The sequence below is a fragment of the Streptomyces sp. ISL-36 genome, assembly GCF_018614205.1.
In the GTDB taxonomy this organism is placed as follows: Bacteria; Actinomycetota; Actinomycetes; order Streptomycetales; family Streptomycetaceae; genus Streptomyces.
This window is the reverse complement of the sequence record NZ_JAGGOS010000105.1, coordinates 1-26374: the sequence shown is the minus strand read 5'-3', so window position 1 is coordinate 26374 and position 26374 is coordinate 1. Positions and strand designations below refer to the sequence as shown.

The 26374-nt window shown below is 71.3% G+C and carries 24 protein-coding genes, 1 tRNA gene and 2 pseudogenes; 10 read left to right on the top strand and 17 right to left on the bottom strand.

Annotated features, from left to right (window positions below; all coding sequences use genetic code 11):
* Nucleotides 1–292: pseudogene (locus tag J7E93_RS25865) on the top strand (ABC transporter permease); the annotation flags it as partial.
* The gene (locus tag J7E93_RS25860) at nucleotides 289–1242 is read left to right on the top strand and encodes an ABC transporter ATP-binding protein (RefSeq protein ID WP_215072352.1); all 954 of its coding nucleotides are present in this window, start codon (nucleotides 289–291) and stop codon (nucleotides 1240–1242) included. The pseudogene J7E93_RS25865 and the gene J7E93_RS25860, both read left to right, overlap by 4 nt.
* Before the next feature lie 76 nt (nucleotides 1243–1318).
* Here the strand turns inward: J7E93_RS25860 and J7E93_RS25855 are convergent, their stop codons facing one another.
* The 5 genes from J7E93_RS25855 to J7E93_RS25835 all read right to left on the bottom strand — a co-directional run bounded on the left by J7E93_RS25855 (nucleotide 1319) and on the right by J7E93_RS25835 (nucleotide 5126).
* The gene (locus J7E93_RS25855) at nucleotides 1319–1714 is read right to left on the bottom strand and encodes a GNAT family N-acetyltransferase (RefSeq protein ID WP_308368788.1); all 396 of its coding nucleotides are present in this window, start codon (nucleotides 1712–1714) and stop codon (nucleotides 1319–1321) included.
* Nucleotides 1715–1719: 5 nt separating this feature from the next.
* Nucleotides 1720–2382, bottom strand: a complete 663-nt coding sequence (locus J7E93_RS25850; RefSeq protein ID WP_215072350.1) for a hypothetical protein — start codon at nucleotides 2380–2382, stop codon at nucleotides 1720–1722.
* Nucleotides 2379–2801: a thioesterase family protein gene (locus tag J7E93_RS25845; RefSeq protein ID WP_215072349.1), complete on the bottom strand. Its 423-nt coding sequence runs from the start codon at nucleotides 2799–2801 to the stop codon at nucleotides 2379–2381. Before J7E93_RS25845 ends, J7E93_RS25850 begins: the two co-directional genes overlap by 4 nt.
* Nucleotides 2802–2803: 2 nt before the next feature.
* On the bottom strand, nucleotides 2804–4468 hold the full coding sequence (gene ettA, locus J7E93_RS25840; RefSeq protein ID WP_215072348.1) for an energy-dependent translational throttle protein EttA: 1665 nt from the start codon (nucleotides 4466–4468) through the stop codon (nucleotides 2804–2806).
* Nucleotides 4469–4979: 511 nt separating this feature from the next.
* Nucleotides 4980–5126: a transposase gene (locus tag J7E93_RS25835; RefSeq protein WP_374105433.1), complete on the bottom strand. Its 147-nt coding sequence runs from the start codon at nucleotides 5124–5126 to the stop codon at nucleotides 4980–4982.
* Between the two features lie 281 nt (nucleotides 5127–5407).
* Here J7E93_RS25835 and J7E93_RS25830 point away from each other — a divergent pair, with 281 nt between their 5' ends.
* Entirely contained in the window at nucleotides 5408–7447 is a 2040-nt protein-coding gene (locus tag J7E93_RS25830) for a TerD family protein (protein ID WP_215072347.1), read from the top strand.
* A 202-nt stretch (nucleotides 7448–7649) separates the two neighbouring features.
* Here the strand turns inward: J7E93_RS25830 and J7E93_RS25825 are convergent, their stop codons facing one another.
* The 4 genes from J7E93_RS25825 to J7E93_RS25810 all read right to left on the bottom strand — a co-directional run bounded on the left by J7E93_RS25825 (nucleotide 7650) and on the right by J7E93_RS25810 (nucleotide 13541).
* Complete coding sequence (locus J7E93_RS25825; RefSeq protein WP_215072346.1) at nucleotides 7650–9059, bottom strand: Cys-Gln thioester bond-forming surface protein; 1410 nt, start codon at nucleotides 9057–9059, stop codon at nucleotides 7650–7652.
* A 285-nt stretch (nucleotides 9060–9344) separates the two neighbouring features.
* Entirely contained in the window at nucleotides 9345–9866 is a 522-nt protein-coding gene (locus J7E93_RS25820) for a single-stranded DNA-binding protein (RefSeq protein WP_215072345.1), read from the bottom strand.
* 267 nt (nucleotides 9867–10133) lie between these two features.
* Nucleotides 10134–11921: a YfjP family GTPase gene (locus tag J7E93_RS25815; protein ID WP_215072344.1), complete on the bottom strand. Its 1788-nt coding sequence runs from the start codon at nucleotides 11919–11921 to the stop codon at nucleotides 10134–10136.
* Between the two features lie 3 nt (nucleotides 11922–11924).
* Nucleotides 11925–13541, bottom strand: a complete 1617-nt coding sequence (locus J7E93_RS25810) for a dynamin family protein (RefSeq protein ID WP_215072343.1) — start codon at nucleotides 13539–13541, stop codon at nucleotides 11925–11927.
* A gap of 303 nt (nucleotides 13542–13844) precedes the next feature.
* Between J7E93_RS25810 and J7E93_RS25805 the strand changes: the two genes are divergently transcribed.
* Nucleotides 13845–13917: transfer RNA gene (locus J7E93_RS25805), tRNA-Arg, on the top strand.
* A 122-nt stretch (nucleotides 13918–14039) separates the two neighbouring features.
* Here J7E93_RS25805 and J7E93_RS25800 read toward each other — a convergent pair.
* Nucleotides 14040–14690, bottom strand: a complete 651-nt coding sequence (locus tag J7E93_RS25800) for a peroxiredoxin-like family protein (protein ID WP_215072342.1) — start codon at nucleotides 14688–14690, stop codon at nucleotides 14040–14042.
* A gap of 107 nt (nucleotides 14691–14797) precedes the next feature.
* Between J7E93_RS25800 and J7E93_RS25795 the strand changes: the two genes are divergently transcribed.
* Together J7E93_RS25795 and J7E93_RS25790 are read left to right on the top strand one after the other, a co-directional pair.
* Nucleotides 14798–15385, top strand: coding sequence for a TetR/AcrR family transcriptional regulator (locus tag J7E93_RS25795; protein ID WP_215072341.1), 588 nt, complete (start codon nucleotides 14798–14800; stop codon nucleotides 15383–15385).
* Between the two features lie 240 nt (nucleotides 15386–15625).
* Complete coding sequence (locus J7E93_RS25790) at nucleotides 15626–17509, top strand: TerD family protein (RefSeq protein ID WP_215072340.1); 1884 nt, start codon at nucleotides 15626–15628, stop codon at nucleotides 17507–17509.
* A gap of 56 nt (nucleotides 17510–17565) precedes the next feature.
* Here the strand turns inward: J7E93_RS25790 and J7E93_RS25785 are convergent, their stop codons facing one another.
* A complete protein-coding gene (locus J7E93_RS25785; protein WP_215072339.1) occupies nucleotides 17566–18936 on the bottom strand; it encodes an NAD(P)-binding domain-containing protein in 1371 nt (456 codons plus the stop codon).
* 170 nt (nucleotides 18937–19106) lie between these two features.
* Between J7E93_RS25785 and J7E93_RS25780 the strand changes: the two genes are divergently transcribed.
* Nucleotides 19107–19472: a helix-turn-helix transcriptional regulator gene (locus J7E93_RS25780; RefSeq protein ID WP_215072338.1), complete on the top strand. Its 366-nt coding sequence runs from the start codon at nucleotides 19107–19109 to the stop codon at nucleotides 19470–19472.
* Nucleotides 19469–19969 (top strand): GNAT family N-acetyltransferase, encoded by a 501-nt coding sequence (locus J7E93_RS25775; protein WP_215072337.1) that lies wholly within the window; start codon nucleotides 19469–19471, stop codon nucleotides 19967–19969. Before J7E93_RS25780 ends, J7E93_RS25775 begins: the two co-directional genes overlap by 4 nt.
* 13 nt (nucleotides 19970–19982) lie before the next feature.
* Here the strand turns inward: J7E93_RS25775 and J7E93_RS37390 are convergent.
* The 6 genes and pseudogenes from J7E93_RS37390 to J7E93_RS25750 all read right to left on the bottom strand — a co-directional run.
* Nucleotides 19983–20102: pseudogene (locus tag J7E93_RS37390) on the bottom strand (arsenical-resistance protein); the annotation flags it as partial.
* A 6-nt stretch (nucleotides 20103–20108) separates the two neighbouring features.
* Nucleotides 20109–21275, bottom strand: a complete 1167-nt coding sequence (locus tag J7E93_RS25770) for a lactate 2-monooxygenase (protein ID WP_308368787.1) — start codon at nucleotides 21273–21275, stop codon at nucleotides 20109–20111.
* A gap of 62 nt (nucleotides 21276–21337) precedes the next feature.
* Entirely contained in the window at nucleotides 21338–21691 is a 354-nt protein-coding gene (gene crcB / locus J7E93_RS25765) for a fluoride efflux transporter CrcB (protein ID WP_215072335.1), read from the bottom strand.
* Nucleotides 21688–22035: a DUF190 domain-containing protein gene (locus tag J7E93_RS25760; RefSeq protein ID WP_215072334.1), complete on the bottom strand. Its 348-nt coding sequence runs from the start codon at nucleotides 22033–22035 to the stop codon at nucleotides 21688–21690. Before J7E93_RS25760 ends, crcB begins: the two co-directional genes overlap by 4 nt.
* Entirely contained in the window at nucleotides 22032–22442 is a 411-nt protein-coding gene (locus J7E93_RS25755) for a CrcB family protein (RefSeq protein ID WP_215072333.1), read from the bottom strand. The genes J7E93_RS25760 and J7E93_RS25755 overlap by 4 nt, the downstream gene beginning before the upstream one ends.
* Nucleotides 22443–22547: 105 nt before the next feature.
* Nucleotides 22548–23252: a DsbA family protein gene (locus J7E93_RS25750; RefSeq protein ID WP_215072332.1), complete on the bottom strand. Its 705-nt coding sequence runs from the start codon at nucleotides 23250–23252 to the stop codon at nucleotides 22548–22550.
* 155 nt (nucleotides 23253–23407) lie between these two features.
* On the opposite strand from J7E93_RS25750, the gene J7E93_RS25745 reads away from it, so the two are divergent.
* Nucleotides 23408–24598 (top strand): LLM class flavin-dependent oxidoreductase, encoded by a 1191-nt coding sequence (locus tag J7E93_RS25745; protein WP_215072331.1) that lies wholly within the window; start codon nucleotides 23408–23410, stop codon nucleotides 24596–24598.
* A 376-nt stretch (nucleotides 24599–24974) separates the two neighbouring features.
* A complete protein-coding gene (locus J7E93_RS25740) occupies nucleotides 24975–26219 on the top strand; it encodes an IS701 family transposase (protein ID WP_374105432.1) in 1245 nt (414 codons plus the stop codon).
* Nucleotides 26220–26374: the final 155 nt, after the last annotated feature.

The window sequence follows — 26374 nt, the reverse complement described above, 5'->3', positions numbered from 1 at the left end:
CCTCGGGCTGGAGGCGCTGCCGCAGGCGCTGCTCGCCGCGGTCGGCGGGACCCTCGTGGGCTGGGCGACGATCCTGCTCCTCGCACCGGGCGTGGACCTGGTCCGACTGGCCCTGGCGGCGGCCCCGGGGCTCGCCACGCTCGACAGCGCTCCGCTGCGGGCCGATCCCTGGTCACTGGGGCTGCCCGCCGTGGGCGTGGTGGTCCTGGCGGGAGTGGCGGCGGCCCTTCAGGCGTGGTGGTCGGCGCGCAACGGCTCGATCAAGGAACTCAGGGCAGGAGACGCACGATGACGACGACCGACACCACTCTGGCGGAGCTGGAGCAGCGGGCGACGGCGCACCGCGACCGGCCCTCGTACGGCCACGACGCCCTGATCGCCTGCGACCGGCTGGTACGGATCTTCACCACGGACGGGGTGGAGGTGCAGGCGCTCCAGGGCCTCGACCTGCTGGTGAAGGAGGGCGAGTTGATGGCCCTGGTCGGGGCGTCGGGCAGCGGCAAGTCGACGCTGATGAACATCCTGGCCGGCCTCGACGTGCCGACGGCGGGCGCGGCGAAGGTGGCCGGCTGCGACCTGCTGGCCATGGACGCGAGGGCGCGGCTGCGCTACCGGCGGGACGTGGTGGGCTTCGTCTGGCAGCAGACGGCACGCAACCTCCTGCCGTATCTGACCGCCGCCCAGAACGTGTCGCTGCCGATACAGCTGCGGGGCGGCCGGTCGAGTCGTGCGAAGAAGGCGGCGCGGTCGGAGGAGCTGCTGGCGATGCTGGACGTCGCGGACTGCCGGGACCGCCGGCCGCACCAGATGTCCGGCGGCCAGCAGCAGCGGGTGGCGATCGCGGTGGCGCTGGCGAACAACCCGTCGGTGCTGCTGGCGGACGAGCCGACCGGTGAGCTGGACTCCGCTACGGGCGAGCAGGTCTTCGCGGCCTTCCGCCGCGCCAACGAGGAGCTGGGCACGACGATCGTGATCGTCACCCACGACCAGGCGGTCGCCTCCGAGGTCCGCCGCACGGTCGCCATCCGCGACGGCCGCACCTCCTCGGAGGTCCTGCGCCGTACGGAGGTCGACGAGGAGGGCCAGGAGTCCATGGTGGCCCGCGAGTACGCGATGCTGGACCGGGCGGGCCGGCTGCAGCTCCCGGCGGAGTACACGGAGACTCTGGGCATGGAGCACCGCGTGATGCTGGAGCTGGAGCAGGACCACATCGGAGTGTGGCCGGACGACGTGGAACGCTGAGGAAACTCCCGGGGAGGCGCGGGTCCCCCCGAGGGGCGCGGCGTGCGGGCGGCGTGCGGGCGGCGCGAGGCCGGGCTCAGCGGCCGGGAGGGCGGGGGTCCAGAGCCATGAGTCCGGCGCTGGTGGGCCGGAAGCCGCACCGCTCGTGGAACACGGTGAGGTGCGGTTCGAAGTCGACGTGCAGCCAGTGCGCGCCGCGCTCGCGGGCGGCCTCGGCGGCGGCCCGTACGAGCGCGACACCCAGGCCTTGCCGCCGCGCGTCCGGATGCACGGTGGTGTCGAGGACGAACGCGTGCACCCCTCCGTCGCCGACGACGTTCACATAACCGACGAGCCGGCCTTCGCGCCGCGCGGTGACCCGAAGGAGGCTGCGGGCGAGGACCGGACCGAAATCGGTGTCCTGGTGCCCGGGCCAGGAGGCGTGGAAGAGCTCGTCGAGCTCGGCGCCGGTGAGCGGCGCATCGACCTCCACACGAGTCACCGGGCGGCGCCCGGGGTCACCGTCAGGGACATCGGGACCGTACGCAGGGCGATCGACCCGTACGGCGTGCGCAGCCGGAGCCAGGGGCCGGAGGCCAGCAGCGCCACCGGGACCTCGTGCGGGGGCAGGAAGCCCAGCGACTGCGCCGCGTGGACCGCCCGGAGCGGAAGGCCCGTACCGGCCACCGTCCGCGACCAGATCTCGCGGCCGAGCCTGTCCCGCTCGGCCCGCGTCCGCCGCTCCTGCGGCAGCTCCTCGTCCCGTGCGCGGAATTCGGCGACCGCCGCGGCGACCGCGCCGCGCAGCTCCACCGAGCCGGGCACTTCGGCGACCGGTTGCCAGCCGCCCCGCGGCGGCAGCACACCGGCCCAGGGCGGCCCGGTGACGGTGTCGGGGACGAGGGCCTTGCCGGCCGACTCCTCGATGCCTTCCAGGAGCGCGCCGGCCGACACGGTGACATCCAGCCGCACGTCGTCGACCAGCCGTGCCGTCCGGATGGCGAGCACCTCGAACGACGGCGGCCGCCCGAACACGGCCAGCGCGCCGCTGCCCGCCTGCAGGCGGACGGCGGCGGCCCGGTCGTAGTGGAGCAGCCGCGCCAGGAAGGCGGCGAGGTCCGCCGCCTCCCGGGCGTCGGCGAAGTGCAGCGGCGCGATCATGCGGCGGCCGTCATCCCGTCGTCGACGTACTCCTGGAGGAACGCCCGCTCCTCGGCGGAGATGCGGCGCGGGCGCTGCGCCTCCAGGTCGAAGGGCACGACGATCGTCGAGGCCCGTACGTACACGACGTCCGGATCCTTGATCTCGTACGCGATCGTCAGCGACGCCGCGCCTATCTTCGTGACCCACGACTCGATGGTGACCGGCTCGTGCCGGTGCACCAGGGGACGTACGTAGTCGATCTCGTGCCGGGCCACGACGGACCCGCCGGAGAACGACGGCGAACCGTCCCCCGGCGCCAGCCGGAACATGAAGTCGATCCGCGCCTCCTCCAGATAGCGGAGGAAGACGACGTTGTTGACGTGCCCGAAGGCATCCATGTCCGACCAGCGCAGGGGACAGCTGTAGATATGACGCACGCTCAGCCTCGGGTCAGCTTCTTGTACGTGGCGCGGTGCGGACGGGCCGCTTCCGCACCGAGGCGCTCGATCTTGTTCTTCTCGTACGACTCGAAGTTGCCCTCGAACCAGAACCACTTCGACTCACCCTCGTAAGCGAGGATGTGCGTGGCGACCCGGTCCAGGAACCACCGGTCGTGGGAGATGACCACGGCCGCACCCGGGAACTCCAGGAGCGCGTTCTCCAGCGAGGAGAGGGTCTCGACGTCGAGGTCGTTGGTCGGCTCGTCGAGGAGGAGCAGGTTGCCGCCCTGCTTGAGGGTGAGCGCGAGGTTGAGGCGGTTGCGCTCACCGCCGGAGAGGACGCCGGCCGGCTTCTGCTGGTCCGGCCCCTTGAAGCCGAAGGCGGAGACGTACGCACGGGACGGCATCTCGACCTGGCCGACGTTGATGTAGTCCAGCTCGTCGGAGACGACGGCCCACAGCGTCTTCTTGGGGTCGATGTTGGCGCGGCTCTGGTCGACGTACGAGATCTTGACGGTGTCGCCGACCTTGACGGAGCCGGAGTCCGGGGTCTCCAGACCCTGGAGCATCTTGAAGAGCGTGGTCTTGCCGGCGCCGTTCGGGCCGATGACGCCGACGATGCCGTTACGGGGCAGGGTGAAGCTCAGGTCGTCGATGAGGACCTTGTCGCCGAAGGCCTTGGAGAGGTTCTCGACCTCGACGACGATGGAGCCCAGGCGCGGGCCCGGCGGGATCTGGATCTCCTCGAAGTCCAGCTTCCGCATCTTGTCGGCCTCGGCGGCCATCTCCTCGTAGCGAGCGAGACGGGCCTTGGACTTGGCCTGGCGCCCCTTGGCGTTCGACCGCACCCACTCGAGCTCTTCCTTGAGCCGCTTCGCGCGCTTGGCGTCCTTCTGGCCCTCGACCTTGAGGCGGGTGGCCTTGGTGTCGAGGTAGGTGGAGTAGTTGCCCTCGTAGGGGTGGGCGCGACCGCGGTCGAGCTCGAGGATCCACTCGGCGACGTTGTCGAGGAAGTACCGGTCGTGGGTGACGGCGACGACGGTGCCGGGGTACTTGGCGAGGTGCTGCTCCAGCCACTGCACGGACTCGGCGTCCAGGTGGTTGGTGGGCTCGTCGAGGAGCAGCAGGTCGGGGGCCTCCAGGAGGAGCTTGCAGAGCGCGACGCGGCGCTTCTCACCACCGGAGAGGTTGACGACCGGCCAGTCACCGGGCGGGCAGCCCAGGGCGTCCATGGCCTGCTCCAGCTGAGCGTCCAGGTCCCACGCGTTGGCGTGGTCGAGGTCCTCCTGGAGCTTGCCCATCTCCTCCATGAGCGCGTCCGAGTAGTCGGTCGCCATGAGCTCGGCGACCTCGTTGAAGCGGTGAAGCTTCCCCATGATCTCGGCGGCGCCGTCCTGGACGTTCTGCAGGACGGTCTTGGACTCGTCGAGCGGGGGCTCCTGGAGGAGCATGCCGACGGTGTAACCGGGCGACAGGAACGCGTCACCGTTGGACGGCTGCTCGAGGCCGGCCATGATCTTGAGGACGGTGGACTTACCGGCACCGTTCGGGCCGACCACACCGATCTTCGCACCGGGCAGGAAGCTCAGCGTCACGTCATCGAGGATGACCTTGTCGCCGTGCGCCTTGCGCGTCTTGCGCATCGTGTAGATGTACTCAGCCAAGAGAAACCGTCCGGCAAAGAGTGAGTGGGCAGATACACCCCATCTTGCCTGACCGCTACCCCGAGGCGGAAACCAGTAGCCGCCCACCCTCCTGACCTGCGACTTCCCGGCTCGCCCCGGTAGCCGATCTGTCACAGGGGGTCGCCACCGGCCCCGTGGGCCCCACTCACACGACCCGCAGACGGCCTCCAGACGGCCCGGAGCCTGCCGCACGCCAGCGGGATCGCCCCACTCCACGAGGCAGAGACGCTCGCGATGTGCCCCCGGAAGACCTCGCCGACTGACCGCCCGGCCCTCATCGAAGCCCCTGGCCACGCTCATGAACTTCTGGCGGCGCTAGACGTCACTTCTCGGCTCACCGCATCGATCATGGGGCCTCGTCGACTACGCGTAACCCGCTCCGGGCGCCTGCCGGCCTGCCGCTGATGTTCGACGTCGACCGGCGCGAAACGCGCTCGTCGGTGTCAACCGCCGATGCCATCGCCAGACGGTGGTCTTGACAAGGCGATGATCAGCGCGCCCTCAGCCGACGTCGGTGCGTCTTCTTGCGGTGCCCGTTGCGCCAGGTGGTGCGGGACTCGGTGCGCTCGTTCCACTCGGCGCCGATCCGGGCGGTGGCCTCCGCCTCGATCAGTTCCTGCAGAATGCGCTCGCGCATCGCGCGGATTGTCTCGACTCCATCCGCGCACGTAGTGACTGAACGGCCTGAACGGCCCTGCATGACACGGAAACTGAGGCCGCGACACTGTCTCTCGCCAGCTCACTGCTGGAGCTGCCCTGTTGGGCCTTGCTTCTGCCGCTTGTTGTTCCCGGACGCTCACATGGGCTCGGTATCGGGCACTACAGTCTCCCTTTGTGCCGTGCGTCACACCACGGCGGCGTGGGGTGGGTGACCTAGACGGACAGCCAAGTGCCCGATTGTGGGGTTTGGGGGGTTTCATGCATGAGATGGTCAAGGGCTCAAACGTGGCGCTGGCGGCGCTGAGTGAGAACGCCGGTTCGCTGATCGTCAGTCTGAGTTGGGTCAGCCCAACCGGTGACGGCGATGCGGACGTGTCCGTCCTGCTGCTGGATGAGAACGGCAAAGTGCGCAGTGACGGCGACTTCTACTTCTACAACAATCCCGTTGCCGCTGACGGGAGCGTGCAACTGTTGGGAAAGACGCCGACGGAGAGCGGCGACGAGGACCGGATCAGCTTCGACCTGACCGCGGTCCCGTCCGGCATCGACCGGATCGTCGTGGCGGCGAGCCGTTACGAAGGAGCCGGCTTCGGGGAGCTGGAAGACCTGAAGGTGAAACTGGCCGATGGAGGCGGGGAGAGCCTCCTCGGCTTCGCCATCGATGACGCCGGCACAGTGAGCGCGATCATCTTCGGCGAGTTGTACCGGCGTGGAGAAGAGTGGAAGTTCCGTGCCGTCGGACAAGGCTACGACACCGGTCTGGCCGGTCTGGCGGCGGACTTCGGTGTCGATATCGATGACGACGCGGGCACAGACGAAACGCTGAACGGTACAGACAGCAGTGCGCAGGCCATTACGACGGCTGCTGCTCCGGCCGTTGAACGGGATCCGCAAATTACGCCAGGCTCGGTTCCGGCTCCCCGCCTGCCCGACGACGACGTGGAACCGAAGAAGGCGGCACGGCCTCGCACCGCGAAGAAGAAGGTCACGGTGCCCAAGGTGGCCAGGAAATCTCTGGCGGACAATGAGTCCTGGAAGCCGGCCAGGCTCTTCCCGGTCTCAGTGCTCAAGAGCGACCGGGACCGGGAGACGCGCGCTACATCGGTGCTGCTGTCGGTGATGGCGCAGGTGCCGGAATTCGGCCGGAGACTCACCGCGGCGTTCGGAGCACCGGCGGGCCGTATGGAGACGTTCACCGAGGTCTCCTTGCCGCACGGCGATACACCGCGACGCCCCGACGGGGTGATCCGCGTCGAGCGGGCCGGCAAACTGTGGACCGCGCTGGTGGAGACCAAGACCAACGGCAACGACCTCAGGCCCGAGCAGGTGCAGGCATACGTGGACATCGCCGCACGCCGTGGCTACGAGGCCGTGATCACGTTGTCGAACGACGTCGCCCTGGAAGGCAGCCCGCTGGTCGACGTCAAGATCGACGGACGGCGCAAGCACAAGGTGGCCCTCTGGCATCTGTCCTGGGCCGAAGTTACTTACCAGGCACAGATGCTGATCCGGCACGAGGGCGTCGGGGACAAGGCACATGCCTGGCTGCTCCAGGAACTGCTCTATTACCTGCGGCATGAGAACTCCGGCTGCCACGGCTTCCAGAACATGGGATCGGCCTGGGTCCCTGTGCGCAACGGAATCGACGACGAAACCCTGTGCCAGGGCAATCCACGTGCGTTGGAGGTGGTCGAGAGTTGGGAACGGCTCATCCGTCAGATCTGCCTCAGCCTCGGTGGCGAACTCGGACAGAAGGTACTGCCCGTCCAGCGAGCCAAGCGTGGAGCGGATCCGAGTACCCGCCGCATCCACTTGGCTGATCAGCTTTGCCTCGGCGGCAGGCTTCAGGCAGAGCTTCGGATGGACGGCGCACCCGGAATTCTGTCGATCTGCGCCGACCTGCGCACCGGCAAGCTGCGCACCTCCATCGAGATCCCCGCACCCGAGCAGGGATACCCGCTGACCTGGGCCAAACGCCTTATCCGCCGCCTGGCCGAGGCACCGGCAGACCTCCACATCGAAACCCTGGTCGAAGGAGAAACCGGGGGGCCACGGGGCACGCTGGAACGGCTCCGCCCAGAGCCGGCGGGCATGCTCCCCAAGAACAACGACACTCACATCGCCGGCTTCCGCCTGTCACTGTTCAAAAGCATGGGAAGCAGCCGCGGGAACGCCGAATCCGGCTTCATTCGCAGCGTCGACGACGCCGTTCACCGTTTCTACACCAGCGTGGTGGTCCACCTGGACAGCCCGACGCCCCGACGAGCATCAACGAAGGAAGGTGCTGGAACGGGATGACGTCCGGTCGTGGACAGTTGCCCGCGGCTGCGGCTCACGCGCAACTGTCCAGGCTCCCCGTCGCGTCGTTTACCGGGGCGTAGCGGTGCGCACCGGTCTCGGCGTCGGCGTGTCGCCGGTCAGTGACGCGCAATCGAGCTCTGACCAACAGGGAAAGGCCCCCGGAGAGTTCCGGGGGCCTTTCGGTGTTCAGCAGGGGGTGTTACTGGCCTGCGGCCGTCTTCTTCTTGCGGAGGAAGAACACCGCGCCACCGCCGAGCACCACGAGGACCGCGGCGATGCCGGCGATCATCGGGGTGGCGTTGGAGCTACCGGTCTCGGCGAGGTCGCCGGAACCGCCGGTGGTGCCGGTGGAGGAGCCGCCCGTGGTGGCCGCGGGGGCCGTGGTGGACGGGGAGGGCTCGGTGGTCGGGGTCTCCGACGGGAGCGGGCCCGGGGTGGCCGTCTTGCAGTCGAGAACGCCCTTGAAGGTCTTCTCGAAGTTCGGACCGGTGATCGTGAAGTCGTAGGCCTCGTCCTCGGCGAGCGGGATCGTCACCGTCTTGGACGCGCCGCCCGGGATGGTGACCTTCTGGCCCTTGAGCTCGAAGGTGAAGTCCTCGTCGCCCTCGTTGGAGGCCGTGATGTCCAGGCCGCCCTTGGCGCAGTTCTTCTCCGCCGTGACCGCCGGGATCGCGCCCTTCTTGGCCCAGGACGCGGACGCCTTGGCGTTGACCGTGGACTTGCTGGTGCCGGCCAGGATCAGGGTCTGGCTCTTCACCTTGGTGGAGACGAAGGCGCGGCCGATCGGGACCGTGGTGTCGGCCTGGACGGTCAGCTCCGCGGCGCCGTCGGCGGCACCGGCCGGGACGTCGAAGTACACCTGGCCGCCGTTGGCGACGTTGGTGACGACCTTGCCGTCCTTGTCGACGAGCTTGACGCCCTCGGGGGCACCCGGGGTGAGCGAGACGGAGGCCGAAGCGGCGTTGGTGTTCACCGTGACCGGGCCGAGGCGCTCGCCGGACTTACCGGCGAGGGAGGACGGGGAGAGGCTGAGGGAGGCCTTGGGCTCCTCCAGGTTCACCGCCTCCTTCTCCAGGTACGCGGTGAGCTTCTTGGCGTTCTCGTCGACCGGCTCGGCCTCGACGTCGTCCGAGAAGTGCCAGATCGCGGCCTGCGTGGCGGCGGCGGCGGTCTTCTCGGTGAGGTTCTTCGCGCCGACCTTCTTGGCGAGGGCGGCGAGGTCGTTCACCTGCGGGTAGGAGTTCTGCAGGATCCAGCGGATCTTGCCGGCGTCCTCGTTGTTGTGCAGGGAGGACTGGTCCCAGCCGACCTCCTTGTACTCCTGGCCCGTCTTGGCGCCGGTGTAGAGGTCGATGCAGTAGGTCTGGATCGAGCCGCCGGGCGTGACCTGCATCTCGAACAGACCCGCGGGGACCTTGCCCTGGCCCTTGATCTTGACCGTGTCGAAGACGGTGAGCTTGCCCAGCGTGGCGGTCGCGCCGCCGGTGCCCTCAGGGCTGTCGTCGGCCGAGGCCGGTCCGGCGATGGCTATGGCACCCGCTGCGACGAGGCCCGAGACCACGGTCGCAGCGGCAAGGCGGGCAGCGCCGCGCCTCCGAACAGAAAACATGAATTTCCCCTCCGGGCGAGCTGCTCCGTGTCTTTGGTCGGGACACGTGGGGGGAGCGCTTCGCCAGCAGTCTCACTGACCCAGTTGACTCACATGACTCAAGTGACTCGAGTGACTCGCGCCAACTCAAGTTCCCCGTGAGTACGCGGGAATCCTAGGGACGGGGGAGCGCCAAGTGCCCGCCCATACGGTCTGATAACCATTCCGACTCGAAATCGTTATCAGCGGCGCCCGTTTCGCGAAGAAGCGCAGGGTGCGGTATCGACAAATCCCCACAACTCCAGGTCAGGGCACCGGTTTCAGGACCTGCACCGACTCCTCGGTCGCGCTCGGCGAGAGCGGGGCCGACGCCGCAGATTCCCCCGCCGCCGGTGCCGGGCCGGTGTCCCACGGGTCGCGCACCGGGCCCGCAGCGCCGCTCTCCTGGCGTTCCGTCAGCCGCGGCTCTCCCTTCGCCACCCGCCGGAACGCCGCCGTCCCTCGGGTGAGGTCGTGCCCCACCGCCAGCGCGTCGATGTCCACGAACGTCTTGCGTTGACCGTCGCGCTCCTCCTCGCGGACCTTCAACCGGCCGTGCACGACCAAGGGTTCTCCCACCGAGACGGAGGCCGCGAGGTTGGCGCCGAGCGTCCGCCAGGCGAACACCGTGTAGAAGCTGGTGTGTCCGTCGGCCCAGGTGCCGCGCTCCCGGTCCCAGCGGCGCGCCGTCACCGCGAACCGGAACCGGGCCACCCCGCCCGTCGCCGTGTCCCGGTACTCCACGCCCGTCGCCACGTTCCCGACCAGCGTCACCATCGTGTCGTTCATGCTCGTCCCCCCTGCCTGGCCCTCGCCGGTGCCCCTTGCGCCGGCTCTCGCCGGCGCCCCTTGCGCTGCCGGCGCCGCCGTCCTTTCGGCTGGCTCCATGCTGGACCGGGCGGAGAAACCCCGCCGACGGTTGTGGAGGGCCGGGCGCCTGGGGAAAACCTCGTCACCCGACAGGGTGAATCCGCCCGCACAGCTCGGTCGCTCACCCCTGCCGCCCACCTCGGCCGCTCGCCCCCGCCCGCACACCCCACCCGCTCCCCCACCCACTCACCTCATCCGGGCGCCCCGCCTCGCGCCGCCCCACCGTGCGCCGCCGCCGAGCCGGGTGACCCTCGCTCCCAGGCGGGTCCCCGACACCGTCACGTACTGATCGCGCACCTCCCGGTACCGCATCAGTTCCGCCGAGATCGGGTCCAGCACCCGTGCCCGCCCGCAGGCGGCCGCCGCCTCCCGCAGCTTGCGCTCGGCATCCTGCCCGTACCTCCGCGCCGGCCCCTTCACGGCGGCCGCGCACGCCCACTCCACCAGCGGGCCGCCGACGATGCCGCCGATCATGATCAGGACGGGCGGCAGCAGCCCCGGCTCGACCACCCCGATGATCTGGCCGACCAGCCACAACGCGCCGAAGAGCTGCAGGAGCGTCATCAGGACCTGCGCGAGCACGGCGGCCGGCCACCAGGCCGGCCGCGGCGGACGGGCGACCGGGTCCCCCATGGTCAGCGCCAGCTCGTCGAGCGCCTCGGGCAGCCCCTCGGCCCCTCGCGCCGCCGCCTCACGCACCGCCTGCGCCCACGGCGCCGGAAGCCCGCGCGAGGCGTCCTCGGCGACGGTCCGTACCGCCTGTTCCACCCGTTGCCGGGCCGTCAATTCCTCCTCGGCCGGCGCGTGGAGGCGCGGGTCGGTGGCGGAACCGTGCTCGCGGATCCGCTCGTACCAGCGGTAGAGCCGCAGCCAGGGGGTGCCGCAGGCGCGGATGGCGTTCCGGCGCCAGACGCGTTCGGCGGCCTCACCGGCCGCCGTGGCGCCGACGGCGACCGCGAGGCGGGCCGCGAAGTCCTCTCGCGCCCGCTCGCCGAGACCGGTCGGGCCGTCGGAGACGTACACCGGGCGGAGCCGCGCCGCCGCCGCGTCGACGTCGGCCGACAGCCGGCGCGCCGGCGCGGTCCGCTCCTGGACGAACCGGCCGAGCAGCTCGCGCAGTTCGCCGACTCCCTCGCCGGTGAGGGCGGAGACGGCGAGGACGGTGGCGCCGGGTTCGCCGTGTTCGCCCAGGGCCATGCCGTCCTCGTCGAGGAGCCGGCGCAAGTCGTCCAGGACGAGGTCGGCGGCCTCGCCGCTCAGCCGGTCGATCTGGTTGAGGACGACGAAGGTGACTTCGGCGTGGCCCGCCAGCGGCCGCAGATAGCGCTCGTGGAGCAGCGCGTCGGCGTACTTCTCCGGGTCCACGACCCAGATCACGGCGTCGACGAGAGCGAGGACCCGGTCGACCTGGTCGCGGTGCGCGGTGACGGCCGAGTCGTGGTCGGGCAGGTCGATCAGGACGAGCCCTTGCAGGTCCTCGTCGGCCGCGCCGCCCGCGAGGGGGCGGCGGCGCAGCCGGCCGGGGACGGCGAGCCGGTCGAGGAGCCCGGCGGAGCCCTCGGACCAGCTGAGCGCGATGGGGGCGGAGGTGGTGGGGCGGCGCAGTCCGGTCTCGGAGACGGGGACGCCGGCGAGGGCGTTGAAGAGGGTGGATTTGCCGCTGCCGGTGGCGCCGGCGATGGCCACGACGGTGTGGCGGGCGGAGAGCCGCTGACGGGCGGCGGCCTCGTCGAGTACGCGCCCGGCCTCGGCGAGGGTCTCGGTCTCCAGTCTCGTACGGGAGAGGCCGACGAGTTCGTGGAGGGCGTCGAGGCGGTAGCGCAGGGCACCTCCGTACTTCCCTCCCAGGGGCGGAAGGTTGTCCTCCTCCGCGGCCTGCTCCCCCTCGGGAAGAGGGCCGCCGTCCGCCCGCTCGGCCACCCTGCGCGCGATCAGGCCGTCGTCCCAGCGGTCGTCCACCGTGCTGCTGCTCACCGGTCACTTCTCCTTCTGCAGTACGGAGAGCGCGGCGATCAGCTCCGCCTGCGGCTCGGGGGTCACCTCGAGGGCGTCGAGGGGGGCGAGGCGACGGTCGCGTTCGCCGTTCAGGACGGTGTCGAGGTAGGTCAGGACGAGGTCGCCCCCCTTGTCGCGCAGGCGCAGGGCGGTCTGTGCGCCGAGGAGTTCGGCGAGTCGTTCGCCGGCGCTGCGGGTGCGGCGGCCGCCGAGGAGGGCGGCGGCGAGGAGGGCGGCGACGGTCTCCGGATCGGGGGCGGCGGTGCGGGAGGTCGCGATGCGGATGCTGCTCCGTACCTCGTCCTCGGCCAGCTCTTCGAGGACGCGCCGCCAGCGCCGTACCGCCAGCTCGATCCGCTCGCCCGCCTCCCGGTCGGGGGCGGCCTGCGCGGCGCAGAGGGCCGCGGCGGCGGGCTCGCGGCCCCAGGAGTCCCGGACCCGTTCGTCGGCGGCCGCGGCCGCGCACTGGAGGAGGGCGGCGAGGGACTCGACGAGGGCGTCGAGGAGTTCGTCGGCGGAACTGTCGCGGGGGTAGCCGCGCCAGCGGGTACGGGCGTCGCCGGCGAGCACGGCCCCGCGGGCCAGCTGCTGCCGGACGCGCTCACGCTGCTCCTCGTACGCCGCCTCGACGGCGCCGCCGAGCCGGACGGCGGCGGCGTACTGGGCGGCGACCGCCGCGGCGAGCTCGGGCATCCGGGTGTCGAGGGAGTCGATGACGCCGGTCGCGGTGCGGCCGACGGTCTGCTGGCGGGCGGCGGGGTCCTGGGCGCGGTGGGCGAGCCAGGCGCGCAGCGGGGCGACGGCGGTCTCGGGGAGCAGCCCGCGGCCGCCGCCGGCCGACTCGGGCAGCTCGGGGATGGTGAAGCGCGGCACGTCCCCGAGCCCGGCCTTGTGGAGCAGGGCCTCGTACTGCCGGGACACCTCGCCGATGACCTGGTGGGGGACGCGGTCGAGGACAGTGACGAGGGTGGCGTCGTACTCCTTGGCGGTACGGAGCAGGTGCCAGGGGATGGCGTCGGCGTACCGCGAGGCGGTCGTGACCATCACCCAGATGTCGGCGGCGCAGATCAACTCGGCGGCGAGCAGGCGGTTCTCGACGACGAGGGAGTCGATGTCGGGGGCGTCGAGCAGGGCGAGGCCGGGCGGGACCGCGGAGGAGGTCTCGACGCGGAGCGAGTTCTCCTCCAGGGGCTCGTCGCCGGCGTGGTCCTCGTCCTGCGGATCCTGGTGGGGCAGCCAGACGCGGGTGAGCTGGGGCAGGACGCGCAGTCCGGCGAACCAGTGATGGTCGTCGGGGTGGCAGACGAGCACGGGTGTGCGCGTGGTGGGCCGGAGGACACCGGCCTCGCTGACACGCCGTCCGACAAGGGAGTTGACGAGGGTGGACTTCCCGGCTCCGGTGGATCCGCCGACGACGGCGAGGAGCGGGGCGTCGGGGTCCTTGAGCCGGGGGACCAGATAGTCGTCGAGCTGGGCGAGCAGTTCGGCGCGGGCTTGGCGGGCCCGTGGGGCGCCTGGGAGGGGGAGGGGTAGACGCACGGCGGCGACACAGTCGCGCAGGGCGGAGAGTGCGTCGATCAGCTGAGGCCGTTCGTCCAAGGTCACCACATGCGAAGAATGCCCAATTTTGGAGCCTTTTTGAAGCGTATAGGGGTCCTGCGCGCCGACTGAACGGCTGAGGACGTGAGCCTCAGGCATAACGAGTGCACAACACCCGGGCCAAGTGGCGCGAAAAGCGCTGCGGGAATCGCACCTGCCTGCGATTATCGTTCCGCTTCACCGAACCTCCACATCGTGCCACGCAGGTGAAGCAACCGGGCCAAGGGGATCGGAGCCCTATCCTTGACCCGGCAAGGCCACGCCCCTCCCACAGGGGGCATCCGGCCACCGGTCCACCACCCGGCCCCCGTAGCTCAGTGGATAGAGCAGGTGCCTTCTAAGCACTTGGCCGCAGGTTCGAGTCCTGCCGGGGGCGCATGATCGAAGACCCTCCTTCGGGAGGGTCTTTTTGCTGGTCAAGGGCGGTTTCGGGACCAAGGCCGCTCCTCCGGCGGGTGCGGCCCTGCCGACGGCGTCCCGCGGGGCCGCGCCGCCCCGTCAGCGGTCGAGGGCGTCGAGGGCGGCCAGGATGTCGGCGGGTTCGGCGCGGGTGGTGTAGTCGGTGTCGACGAAGGCCCAGCGGATGACGCCGTCCCTGTCGATGACGTAGGTCGCCGGGAGGGGGAGGGTACGGGCGTGGCCGCCGTTGGCGTGCTGGAGGTCGATGCCGAAGCCCTGGTAGACCTCGGCGAGGTCGTCCGGGAGGTCGAAGGCGAGGCCGTACTGCTTGGCGACGTCGGAGCCGAGGTCGCTGAGGACGTCGAAGGCGAGATCGTGCTTCTCGGTCAGGGACAGGGACTCGCCCGGGATCTGCGGGGAGATCGCGACCAGGCGGGCGCCGCGTGCCGCGATGTCGCCGTGGTGCCGCTGGAGGGCGCGCAGGGCGAGGTTGCAGTACGGGCACCAGCCGCCCCGGTAGAAGGCGAGCACGACCGGCCCCGACGCGAGGAGGGTGCGCAGGGCGACCGGATCTCCGACGGCGGCGGGGAGGGTGAAGTCGGGCGCCACGTCACCGGTGTTGAGGGCGCGGTCCGACTGTCCGGAGTCGGCGAGGTCCTGGCCGGCCCGGTTCATGATCTCGCGGATGTGGCCCGGGATGTGCTCCTGCCGGCTCTCGTAGAAGGCGCGCAGTTCGGCGTTGAGGCTCATGAAAGCTCCCAGAGGAAGATCTTGAAACGGCCGTTCCAAGATAACGCCGCGCCCCGCTTCCGGCCAGAGGTATCTTGGAACTGTCGTTACAACTTGAGGGGCGCGCGATGGCGGACGTCAAGCACTTCGATCCCGACACGGTTCTGGACACGGTGGTCCGGCTCTTCTGGAGGCAGGGGATGGCCACGACCGGAATCCGGGACATCGTGAACGCGACCGGGCTCAACCGCTCCAGCCTCTACGCCACCTTCGGCGGCAAGCAGCAGCTCTACACGGCCGCCCTCGAACGCTACGTCGACGAGAGGTCACGCCCGAACCTCGGCCGCCTCACGGAGGATGAACGCGGGCTGCCTGCCGTCGAGGAGTTCTTCGAGAACCTGATCGCGACGCGCTGCACCGGCGCATACGCGGGCTGGGGCTGCATGGTGTCCAACGCTCACGCCGGCGCCGAAAACAGCGAGGCGGAGGTCCGCACGATCCTGGACCGCCAGCACCACCGGCTCCGCGACGCCCTGCGCGACGCGCTCACGACGGCGAGGGCGAAGGGGCAGCTCGGCCAGGTAACGGAGCCCGAGTCGGCGGCCGAGGTTCTGGCGCTCCTCGCCCATGGAGTGAACCTCCGCTCGCGTGTCGGCGCCGATCCGGACCAGCTGCGCGGGACGGTGCACGCGGCGCTCACCTCGCTCACCGCCTGAGGGAGCGGGACACAGCGAGGGGCGCCGGGTTCCATCACCGATACGGTGGCGCCCCCCAGGTGAGCCACCGGACCCGGCTGACCGTTGACCGTAAGCTCCACGAGCGTCATGTCGGGCGCCGCACCGGCCCGGCGGGCGAAGAAGCGTGCGACCTGCGCGGCTGAACCCCTCTCCGGAATCAAGGGGACAAATCGGCATTCAGGTTGAAGGGGCGCACGCGTCCGGATCATCCTTGCCGTCATGCCTCCCGCAGCCACGACGCTCGATGCGTCAACCCCGTCCGACTACGCCTTCGACTGGGCGCTGGTCGATGTCGAGACCTCCGGGCTGGTCCCCCGGCGTGACCGGATCCTCTCGATCGCGGTGGTGACCATCGGGCCCGACGGCCGGCAGACCGGCGAGTTCACGACCCTGCTCGACCCGGGGTGCGATCCCGGCCCGGTGCACATCCACGGCCTGACCGCGGAACGACTGAGCGGGGCACCGACCTTCGAGCAGGTCGCCGGACAGATCGGCGCGCTCCTGCAGGACCGGGTCATGGTGGCTCACAACGCGCAGTTCGACTACGACTTCCTGGCCCATGAGTTCGCCCGGGCCCGGCTCTATCTCCCCGTGGCGCAGCGGCTGTGCAACCTGGCCCTGAACCGGCGCGTGGACCCGCCCACCGCCGACATGAGCCTGGCGTCTCTGGCCGCCCACTACGGCGTGCCGCAGACAAAGGCGCACGACGCACTGGACGACACAAGGGTCCTGGCCGGGATCTTCCGCGCCTCCCTCTCCGAGGCCGCGCGGCTCGACCTCCCGCTGCCGTTGGTGACCTGCCCGCCCCGGCAGGACCCGCAGTTCGCCCCGAGCCCACCGAAGACGCCGTGCGCCTACCGCAACCCCGGCCGACTGGAGCCCGGCGGCCCGCTCGTCCAGGGCATGAAGATCAGCATCACCGGCGAGACGGCGACCGCTCGCGCCGAACTCGTGGCCCGGTCCGTCGCCGCCGGACTGAACATGATGACGTCGGTCAGCCGGCACACCAGTGCCCTCGTCACCAACGACACGGCCTCGGGTTCGGCGAAGGCCCGACGCGCTCTCTCCGAGGGCGTTCCGGTCATCGACGAGCACAGCTTCCTCACGTTGCTGAAGGACGTGCGTCCCGGTACACCGCACGAGAAGCCGGCACTTGAGACACCGACCGCTGCCACGGCCCCGACCAAGGCCACACCCACACCCACAGCCACAGCGCAGCCCGTAGCGCCTGCCTCGGATTCCAGAACTGCGGAGAGCGCCCCCGGCGTGCCGGCTCCCCGGCAGCCGGAGACCCCTCGCGTCGGCAAGCCCTTCGGCCGCCGGCGGGTCCTGGTTCTCGGCGGCAGTCATGAGGAGGCGTCCGGCGCCCGGGCCCGGGTCGTGGAGCGGGGTGGGGCCGCCGCGATCAACCTCTCCGCCGGCGTCACCGATATCGTCCTGCTGCCCGGCGGGGAGCGCGATCGCCGTATGGCCCGCGTCGCCTCGCTCGGGCTGCCGGTCCACGACAGCGCCTGGCTCGACGCCCCCACCTCCTCCGACGCCCCCGTCTCCTCGGGCGTCCCGGCCCAGCGGGGAACAGCGGCCCAGATCCTGCCCCGGGGCGGGGTCATCGATCTCCCCACCCCCGGCCGCTGGAGCGTGGGCGCCTCGTGGGCGCAGCAGACGAACTGCGAGATCGACGTCGTGGCCTTCATCGTCGACGAGGAGGAACAGGTCTCCTGTGACGAGGACTTCGTCTTCTACGGCGCGCCCGAGAGCCCGGACGGTGCCGTACGTCTGCTGTGCGACGGGCCGACCGAGCAGACGATCGCCGTCGACCTCGCCGCCCTCCCGCCTGCGGCCCGCAAAGTCGTGATCGCCGCCGCCATCGACGGCGCGGCCACCTTCGGCGACATCGGCGCCGTCCAGGCCACCCTGGCGCCGAGCATCGACGCGGCGGTCCTGGCCCAGACAACGGTCGACGCCGCCACCAGCGAGCGCACCCTGCTCCTCGCGGAGATCTACCGCCGCGGCCCGGTGTGGCGCTTCCGTGCCGTCGGTCAGGGCTACGACCACGGACTCGACGGTCTCGCACGGGGCTACGGCGTCGACGTCAAGGAGTAGTCCCGCCAGGGAAGGTCCTCAGCCCCTTCGGCCCGGCCTCCCCGCGGGTGCCGGGGTCAGCAGCAGACGGAGGAGGTCGGGGCGGTGGCGCCGATCTGGAGCGTGGTCGGGGTGGCACAGCAGCCGCCGGCGGCACCCTCGTTCGCCTCGGGCTGGTCGAAGAGGCCGGCGCCTCCGCACACACCCGTCTCCGGGAGGGTCAACTCCACGCGTTCGGCGGCCTCCTGGTCGCCCGCCAGCGCGGCCGCGATGGAGCGGACCTGCTCGTAGCCGGTCATGGCCAGGAAGGTCGGCGCGCGGCCGTAGGACTTCATGCCGACCAGGTACACGTCCTTCTCGGGGTGGGAGAGCTCGTTCACGCCGTGCGGGTAGACCGTGCCGCAGGAGTGCTGGTTCGGGTCGATGAGCGGGGCGAGTGCGGTCGGGGCCTGGAGGCGCTCGTCGAGGCCCAGGCGGAGTTCCGAGACGAAGGAGAGGTCCGGGCGCAGGCCGGTGAGGACGATGACCTCGTCGACGGGGTCGAGGCGGCGGCCGTCCTCGGCGACCAGGACGAGCCGCTCGCCGTCGCGCTCGACGGCGGCGGTACGGAATCCCGTCACCGCGGACGCGCGCCCGGCCTCGACGGCGGCCTTGGCACGCAGGCCGAGGGCGCCGCGCGCCGGCAGCTGGTCGGCCTCGCCGCCACCGAAGGTGGAGTCGCCGATGCCGCGCCGCAGGATCCAGACGGCGTGGGTGTCGCCGCTCTCCTCCGCGAGGTCGGCGAGGAGGGCGAGCGCGGTGAACGCCGAGGCGCCGGTGCCGACGACGGCGGTGCGCCTGCCGGTGTAACGGGCCCGGACCGCGGGGTCGTTCAGGTCCGGCACGCGGTAGGAGACACGGTCGGCCGCCGCGCGCTCGCCGAGGGCGGGCAGCCCGTCGCCGCCGAGCGGGTTCGGGGTGGACCAGGTGCCGGAGGCGTCGATGACGGCGCGGGCGAACAGGCGCTCCTCGCGGCCGTCCGCGTACCGGACGTGGACGGTGAAGGGCTGCCGCTCGCGGTCGGCGTCGACCACGCGGTCGCGGCCGGCGCGGGACACGCCCGTGACACGGGCGCCGAGGCGGACCCTGTCGCCGAGGACGTCGGCGAGCGGCTGAAGGTACTGGTCGGCCCAGTCGCCGCCGGTCGGGTACGTGGCGCCATCCGGCTTCACCCAGCCGGTCGGGGCGAGGAGCTTCTCGGCGGACGGGTCGGTGACCTCGGCCCAGGTCGAGAACAGCCGGACGTGCGCCCATTCTCGTACGGCGGTGGCGGCGGCCGGCCCCGCTTCCAGGACCAGGGGCTCGATGCCGCGCTCGACGAGCCGGGCGGCGGCCGCGAGGCCGATGGGGCCGGCGCCGATGACCACGGTGGGCAGGGCGGTGGTGGCCTCGGTGAGCGACTCGGACACGATGACTCCCCTTGCTGTTTCGACGCTTGTCGATGGCTTCTTACGGCCAGCCTGACACTTGTTTCGGCGTGCGTCAATATAGACATGGGTCGAATTATTGGTCTCGAACGAGCGGCCTCAAGTCGCCCCACCCCCTCCCTCGCTGATTCGACATGTGTCAACATAGATGTATGTCGAACGTGAAGGCCTTGCCGCTGCTGGAGCCGGAGCTCGTCGAGCCGTGCTGTCCGCCCCTGACCGAACGGCCCTTGACCGCGGGCGAGGCCGAGCGGACCGCGAAGATGTTCAAGGCCCTCGGCGACCCGGTCCGCCTGCGGCTGTTCTCCGCCGTGGCCTCCCACGAGGGCGGCGAGGCGTGCGTGTGCGACATCTCCGACGTCGGGGTGTCCCAGCCGACCGTCTCCCACCACCTGAAGAAGCTCAAGGAGGCCGGCCTGCTCTCCTCGGAGCGGCGCGGGACGTGGGTCTACTACCGCGTCGAGCCCTCCGTCCTCGCCGGCATGGGCCGGGTGCTGACCAAGGCCGCCACCGCATGACCGCCTCCGTCGTCGTCGTGCCGCTCACCGCCGAACACGCCGACGAGGTCGTCGCGATCTACCAGGCCGGCATCGACGAGGGCAACGCCACCTTCGAGACCACCGCCCCCACCTGGGAGGCGTTCGACGCGGCCAAGCTGCCCGAGCACCGCTTCGCCGCGGTCGACGAGACCGGCCGCGTCCTCGGCTGGGTCGCCGCAACCGGCGTCTCCGACCGGTGCGCGTACGCCGGTGTCGTCGAACACTCGGTGTACGTGCACCCCGACGCCCGCGGGCGCGGTGTCGCCTCCGCGCTGCTCAAGGCGCTCGTCGAGTCCACGGAGGCGGCCGGGATCTGGACCATCCAGTCCGGGATCTTCCCCGAGAACACCGCCAGCCTCACCGTTCACGAGCGCGCCGGCTTCAGGGTCATCGGGACCCGGGAGCGCATCGCCCGCCACCACGGCCGCTGGCGCGACACGGTCCTCGTCGAACGCCGCAGCCCGACCATCGACTGACCGTCCGCACGGCTCACGAGCCGAGTTGCCGCCGCGCCGTGAACGTCTTGCGCCAGGCCAGGGACACGTACACCGGCGCGACCAGGACCGGGACCTCGATCAGCGAGCCGACGACGCCGGAGAGGGCCTGGCCGCCGCCTCAACTGCCCGGGGACTCCGCCACATCCTCGCGCGTCAGGGTCGACGGGGTCGCGTGGCCCGCGAGGGCGAGGGTGAGGTCGAGTTCGGCGAGGAGGCAGCGGATCACGTGGTCGACTCCCGCCTGGCCGTCGAGGGCGAGGCCGTAGGCGTAGGGGCGGCCGACCAGGACACCGTCCGCGCCCAGCGCCAGGGCCTTGGCGATGTCGGCGCCCGTGCGCACCCCGCTGTCGAAGAGAACCGTCAGCCGGTCGCCGACCGCGTCCGCCACACCCGGCAGGGCGTCGGCGGCTGCGATCGCACCGGCGACCTGGCGGCCCCCGTGGTTGGAGACGACGACCCCGTCCATGCCGGCGTCCGCGGCGGCGCGGGCGTCGTCGGGGTGCAGGACACCCTTGAGAACGATCGGACCGTCCCAGTTCTCGCGCAGGAACTCCAGGTCGGGCCAGGTCTTTCCCGGGTCGGCGAACATCGCCACGAAGTGCATGACCGCCGCCTGCGGGTCCTCCTCCACCGGCTTGGCCAGCCCCGCCCGGAAGGCGTGGTCGGTGAAGTAGTTGGCGGTCCCGACCCCGCGCAGGAACGGCAGGTACGCCTGGTCGAGGTCGCGGGGACGCCAGGAGAGCAGCGGGGTGTCGAGGGTGACGACGAGGGCGGTGTAGCCGGCCGCCTTCGCCCTGCGCAGGAAGGAGCGGGCGACCTCGACGTCCTTCGGCCAGTACAGCTGGAACCAGCGCTCCCCCTCCCCCATCGCCTCGGCCACGTCTTCCATCGGCGTGCTGGAGGCGGAGGAGAGGATGTACGGGATGCCGCGCGCCGCCGCCGCCCGTGCGGCGGCCGGCTCGGCGTCGGGGTGCAGGATCGACAGGACGCCGACGGGTGCGAGGGCCACCGGGGCGGGCAGCTGGCGGCCCAGCAGCTGGGTGGACAGGTCGCGTTCGCGCACGTCGCGGAGCATGCGGGGGACGATCCGGCGCCGTTCGAGGGCGGCTCGGTTGGCGCGGTCGGTGGAGCCGTCGCCCGCGCTGCCGGCCACGTAACCGACGGGCCCGGGGCCGAGCCGCTGGGCGGTCAGCTCCTCCAGGCGGGTCAGGTCGGTGGGGAGCCGCGGCACGGCTCCGGTCAGGCCGTTGAGGTATATCTCGTACTGGAAGTCCGACCAGCTCACGCGTGGCCACCCCTCTCGAAGATCTCGTCTCGTGGGAGCACCCTGCCACTGACGGAATCCCCTCAGAAGAGCCGGGACGCCTCGACTCCCAGCCATACGGCGCCGAGTCCGGCCGCCAGGCTCCCGGCCACGTTGGCCGCCGCGTATCCCTTCGCCCCGCCCTCGTACAGCTTCAACGTCTCGTACGAGAAGGTCGAGTACGTCGTCAGCGCACCGCACAGGCCGGTGCCGAGCAGCAGGTGCGCGTGGGCGGAGGTGACACCGGTCAGCAGGCCGAGGACGAAGGAGCCGGCTGTGTTCACCGTGAACGTGCCCCAGGGGAAGACCGAGTCGTGGCGCGACTGGACGGCGCGGTCGGTGAGGTAGCGCAGGGGCGCGCCGATCGCCGCGCCGGCGAGGACGAGCAGCCAGTTCACACGCGCTGCTCCCGACCGGCGTATCGGATGACCTCGCAGTCGTCGAGGATCACCAGACCCTCGCTCACGAGCGCGTCGAGCTGCGGCAGGAACTCCCGGACCCGCTCCTCGGTGTCCACGATGACGATCGCGACCGGCAGGTCCTCGCTGAGCGAGAGCAGCCGTGAGGTGTGGATGAGGGAGGAGGCGCCGAAGCCCTCGATGCCGCGGAAGACCGAGGCTCCGGCGAGCCCCGCCTCGTGCGCCCGGTGCACGATCTCGGAGTACAGCGGCCGGTGGTGCCACACGTCGCTCTCCCCGACGAGGATCGTCACCCGCAGGGCCCTGCCCGCCAGTCTCGTCATCTCTTTCTCCTTGCCAGGGCGCCACGGGCCGCCGTGGTCGCGGTCCAGACGGCGGCCAGCGCCGTCGCCACCGTCACCCCCATGTATGCCACGCCCCGGGCCGTGTCCCCGGCGCTCAACAGGCGCTGCGTGTCGAGGGTGTACGTGGAGAAGGTGGTGAAGCCGCCGAGGACGCCCGTACCGAGGAAGGGGCGCACGAGCGGGTGCGGTGGGGCGGCGACCTCGGTGACCAGGACCATCAGGACGCCGATCGCGGCGCATCCGGACGTGTTCACGAGGAGCGTGGTCCAGGGGAAGGCGCCGGCCGGGGTGGGCCAGGCGAGCGACGCGCCGTAGCGGGCGGCCGCGCCGAGGGCGCCGCCCGCGGCGACCACCCCGATCACCGGCAGCTGTCCGCGCAGTCTCATCGCCGTCTCATCGCGAGTCTCAGCGGTCTCATCGCAGCTCATCGCCGCCTCAGCAGTCTCATCGCCGTCTCATCGCCACCTCGTCCCGGCCCTCGTGCCGCCAGGTTAGTCGGCGAGCGAGTCGAGCAGCTCGGTCGCCCAGCCGGCGTCGTAACGGTCGAGGCGGGGAAAGCCGCCGTTGTAGAGGTCCCCGGTGAAGACGTAGGTGGCGCCCGGGTTGTGCTCCGCGTATCCGCCGTCGGCGAAGAAGTGCGGGCTTCCCTGGATCTGCGGGCCCTGCGCCTCGTGCCACTGCTCGTACACCTCGCGGCGCCCCGCGCCCTGGGAGAGGGCCTTCTCCAGCGCGGGGGCGTCGACGTCGGGGCATTCTTCGGCGATGTCGAGGATGACGGAGTGGATCGCTATGCAGCGGTGCTCCGTGTAGAAGGCCCGCCGCAGTCCGGCGTCGAGCTGGTCGGAGCCCCGCAGCCCGCCGACCTCGGGGGCCTTGGCGGCCTGTACGGCTTCCAGGGCGGACAGGACGCTCGACGGGTACTCCCAGGCGGGTGCGTCCCACAGGCGCCAGCCCAGTTCGGGTCGGTGCGCGCCGAGCATGACGATCTCGGCGTCGACGATGTGCTTGGGCGTGGGCTGACGGTTGAACAGCTCCAGCGGGAAGGCCCGGTGGTCGATCAGCAGGTCCTGGCCGCGCTCGGCGGCGGTGGCCCGCAGGGTGTGCAGGGCGAGCGAGGCCCAGGGGCAGCCGATGTCCGACCAGGCGGTGACGACGGGCACGGGCCGTGTCTCTTCTCGTACGGGTTCGGGTGTCATGGCTGTGAGCGTGGGCGTCCGGGGGCGGCGCGTCCAGCCCGCGCCGCAGACTTCGTCACCACGCCGGAAGGCTTTCCGGATAAGTTTCCGTTTCTGCTGCGGGTCGTGCACTATGGGGAGGACGGACATCCTGGGGCGGCTTGGAGTGTTGTGTCATGCAGTTCGGAATCTTCACCGTCGGGGACAGGACGACCGATCCCACCGACGGCAGTACGCCGGGCGAGTACGAGCGGATCAAGGCGATGGTCACCATCGCCCGCAAGGCGGAGGAGGTCGGGCTCGACGTCTTCGCGACCGGCGAGCACCACAACCCGCCGTTCGTGCCGTCCTCGCCGACGACCCTGCTGGGCCACATCGCCGCGCGCACGGAGCGGCTCATCCTCTCCACGTCCACGACGCTGATCACCACCAACGACCCGGTGAAGATCGCCGAGGACTTCGCGATGCTGCAGCATCTCGCGGACGGCCGGGTGGATCTGATGATGGGTCGGGGCAACACCGGCCCGGTCTACCCGTGGTTCGGGCAGGACATCCGACAGGGCATCCCGCTCGCCATCGAGAACTACGCGCTCCTCCACAGGCTGTGGCGAGAGGACGTGGTGAACTGGGAGGGCCGCTTCCGTACAGCCCTGCAGGGCTTCACCTCCACGCCGCGGCCGCTGGACGGCGTGCCGCCGTTCGTGTGGCACGGCTCGATCCGCTCCCCCGAGATCGCCGAGCAGGCCGCGTACTACGGCGACGGCTTCTTCGCCAACCACATCTTCTGGCCCAAGGAACACACGGCGAAGATGGTGGGTCTCTACCGCCGGCGGTACGCGCACTACGGTCACGGCACGCCCGAGCAGGCGATCGTCGGTCTCGGCGGGCATGTGTTCATGCGCAGGAACTCCCAGGACGCGGTACGGGAGTTCCGCCCGTACTTCGACAACGCGCCGGTCTACGGCCACGGTCCGTCCCTGGAGGAGTACACGCGCGAGACGCCGCTCACGGTCGGCTCCCCGCAGGAGGTCATCGAGCGGACGATGTCGTTCCGGGAGTACGTCGGTGACTACCAGCGGCAGTTGTTCCTGGTCGACAGTGGCGGCCTGCCGCTGAAGACGGTCCTGGAACAGCTCGACCTGCTCGGCGAGGAGGTCGTCCCGGTGCTGCGCAAGGAGATGGAGAGCCTGCGTCCGGCAGGGGTTCCAGCGGGTCCGACCCATGCGGCCCGGGTGGCGCGCCAGGCGGCGCTGCGCGACGCGGAAGCGGCAGGCGCGGGGGCGAAGGGCGCGGGAGCGGGCTCGGCAAGCGCGGGCTCGGAAGGCGCGGGCTCGGAAGCGGAAGGCGCGGGGCGCTCCGCGGAATAAGCGAGGCGCACGGGTGCGGTCCCTGGCCTGGGGCATTAACCAGGGGCCGGCCCGTGCCGCCTCGTTCTGCGATGGTCGGCCCGGCCCGCACCCCGGTCAAAGCCGGGCCGCCGAGTCTGTCAGATCACCCCCGCGGGGCATGAACTCCTGACGGCGGTTCGGTGGCCAGTTCCCCTCCCCTGGTGGTCCGGCCACACTTCACCCCCCGTACGACCTGTGCCCGGCCCCCAGGGCGGCGCCCGCGGGGCCACCGGCGGTGGTCCGGCCACCATCGGGCGGCCCAGACGGGTGCCGGGTACACCTCGTGTCACGGGCGCCGAGGCGAGACGGTGGAGGGGCAGCTGGAGGGAGCTGCAAAACCGTAGGCAGGAGTGTCGTGAGTACATCCGTCGCAACCCAACGCAGGACCGTTCTCGATCCGCTGGAATTCCCGCACCGCACCGGGCACGGGCCACACCCCGCGTCGTACCGGAACGCGGTGGCCGACGATGTCTACGACGAGCTCTGTGCCACGCTCTTCTCGGGGTTTCCCCGGCGCGATCAGCGTCTGAAGGCGGAGCAGTATCTTCGGGGGCTGCTGACCGCGCAGGGCCGCAAGTCCATCCGTAACATCGCCGCGCAGATCGGCGGGCCGGCCGCCGAGCAGAGTCTGCACCACTTCATCTCCAGCTCCACCTGGGACTGGCGGCCCATGCGGGCCGCGCTCGCCGGGTTCCTGGAGCAGAACAGCTGCCCGCAGGCCTGGGTGGTGCGGTCGATGCCGATACCGAAGGCCGGCGAGCATTCGGTGGGCGTGGACCGGCGGTTCGACCCCGAGCGCGGGCAGGTGTTCCGGGGCCAGCAGGCCTTCGGGGTGTGGTTCGCCGCCGAGGAGCTGAGCGTGCCGGTCAACTGGCGGCTCTTCCTGCCCGATCCATGGGTGAAGGACCGGACGCGGCGCGACCGGGCGGAGGTTCCCGAGGGGGCGGGCGAGGAGACCTTGGAGGAGTGCGCGGTCGCGGCCGCGCTCGACACCGCCCGCTGGCAGGACGTCACCCGCAAGCCGCTGCTGCTCGACATCCGCGGCGGCGCGGGGCGGGCGGCGCTGAACCGGCTGGCCGGCGCCGGGGTTCCCGTCGTCGCGCGGATCAGCGCGACCTGCCGGCTGGCGGTCGCGGACCGGGCGCTGCCCGGCTTCGGCGCCGGGCCGCTGCCGGCCCAGCAGATCCTGGAGTCGCTCAAGGGCCTGCGGCGGCCGGTGGGCTGGCTGGACACCGCGGCCGGTGCGCGGACCTCGCGCACATCGCTGGCGACGGTGGTACGGGTCGCTCTGCCGGCCCCCGCGGGCGAACGGATGCGTCCGCTGCTGCTGCTCGGCGAGTGGGACGACCCTCGCCGGCCCCCTGCCCGGCTGTGGATCACCGACCTGACCGGGTCGACGGTCGGCTCGCTGCTACGGCTGACGAAGCTCGCCCGGCGGGTGGAGCGCGACTTCACCCAGGTCGGGGAGGGCGCGGGCCTGCGGGACTTCGTGGGCCGCTCGTTCCGCGGCTGGCACCGCCACATCACCCTGGCGTCCGCCGCCCACGCGGCGACCGTCCTGGCGACGGACTGGGACGCGGCCTACGGATCGGCGGGCTGAGCGACGGGGCCGGGGGACGGGCGGACGCGGGGCGAGCGCGGCGGCCGGGTGCCGGACGCCAGGTGCGCCCGCGGCGCGGGCGGGCCCGAGGAGCCGAACCCTCGTGCCCGGTGCCGGACGCCGGGTCCCCGGATGCCTGGTCCCGGACGCCAGGT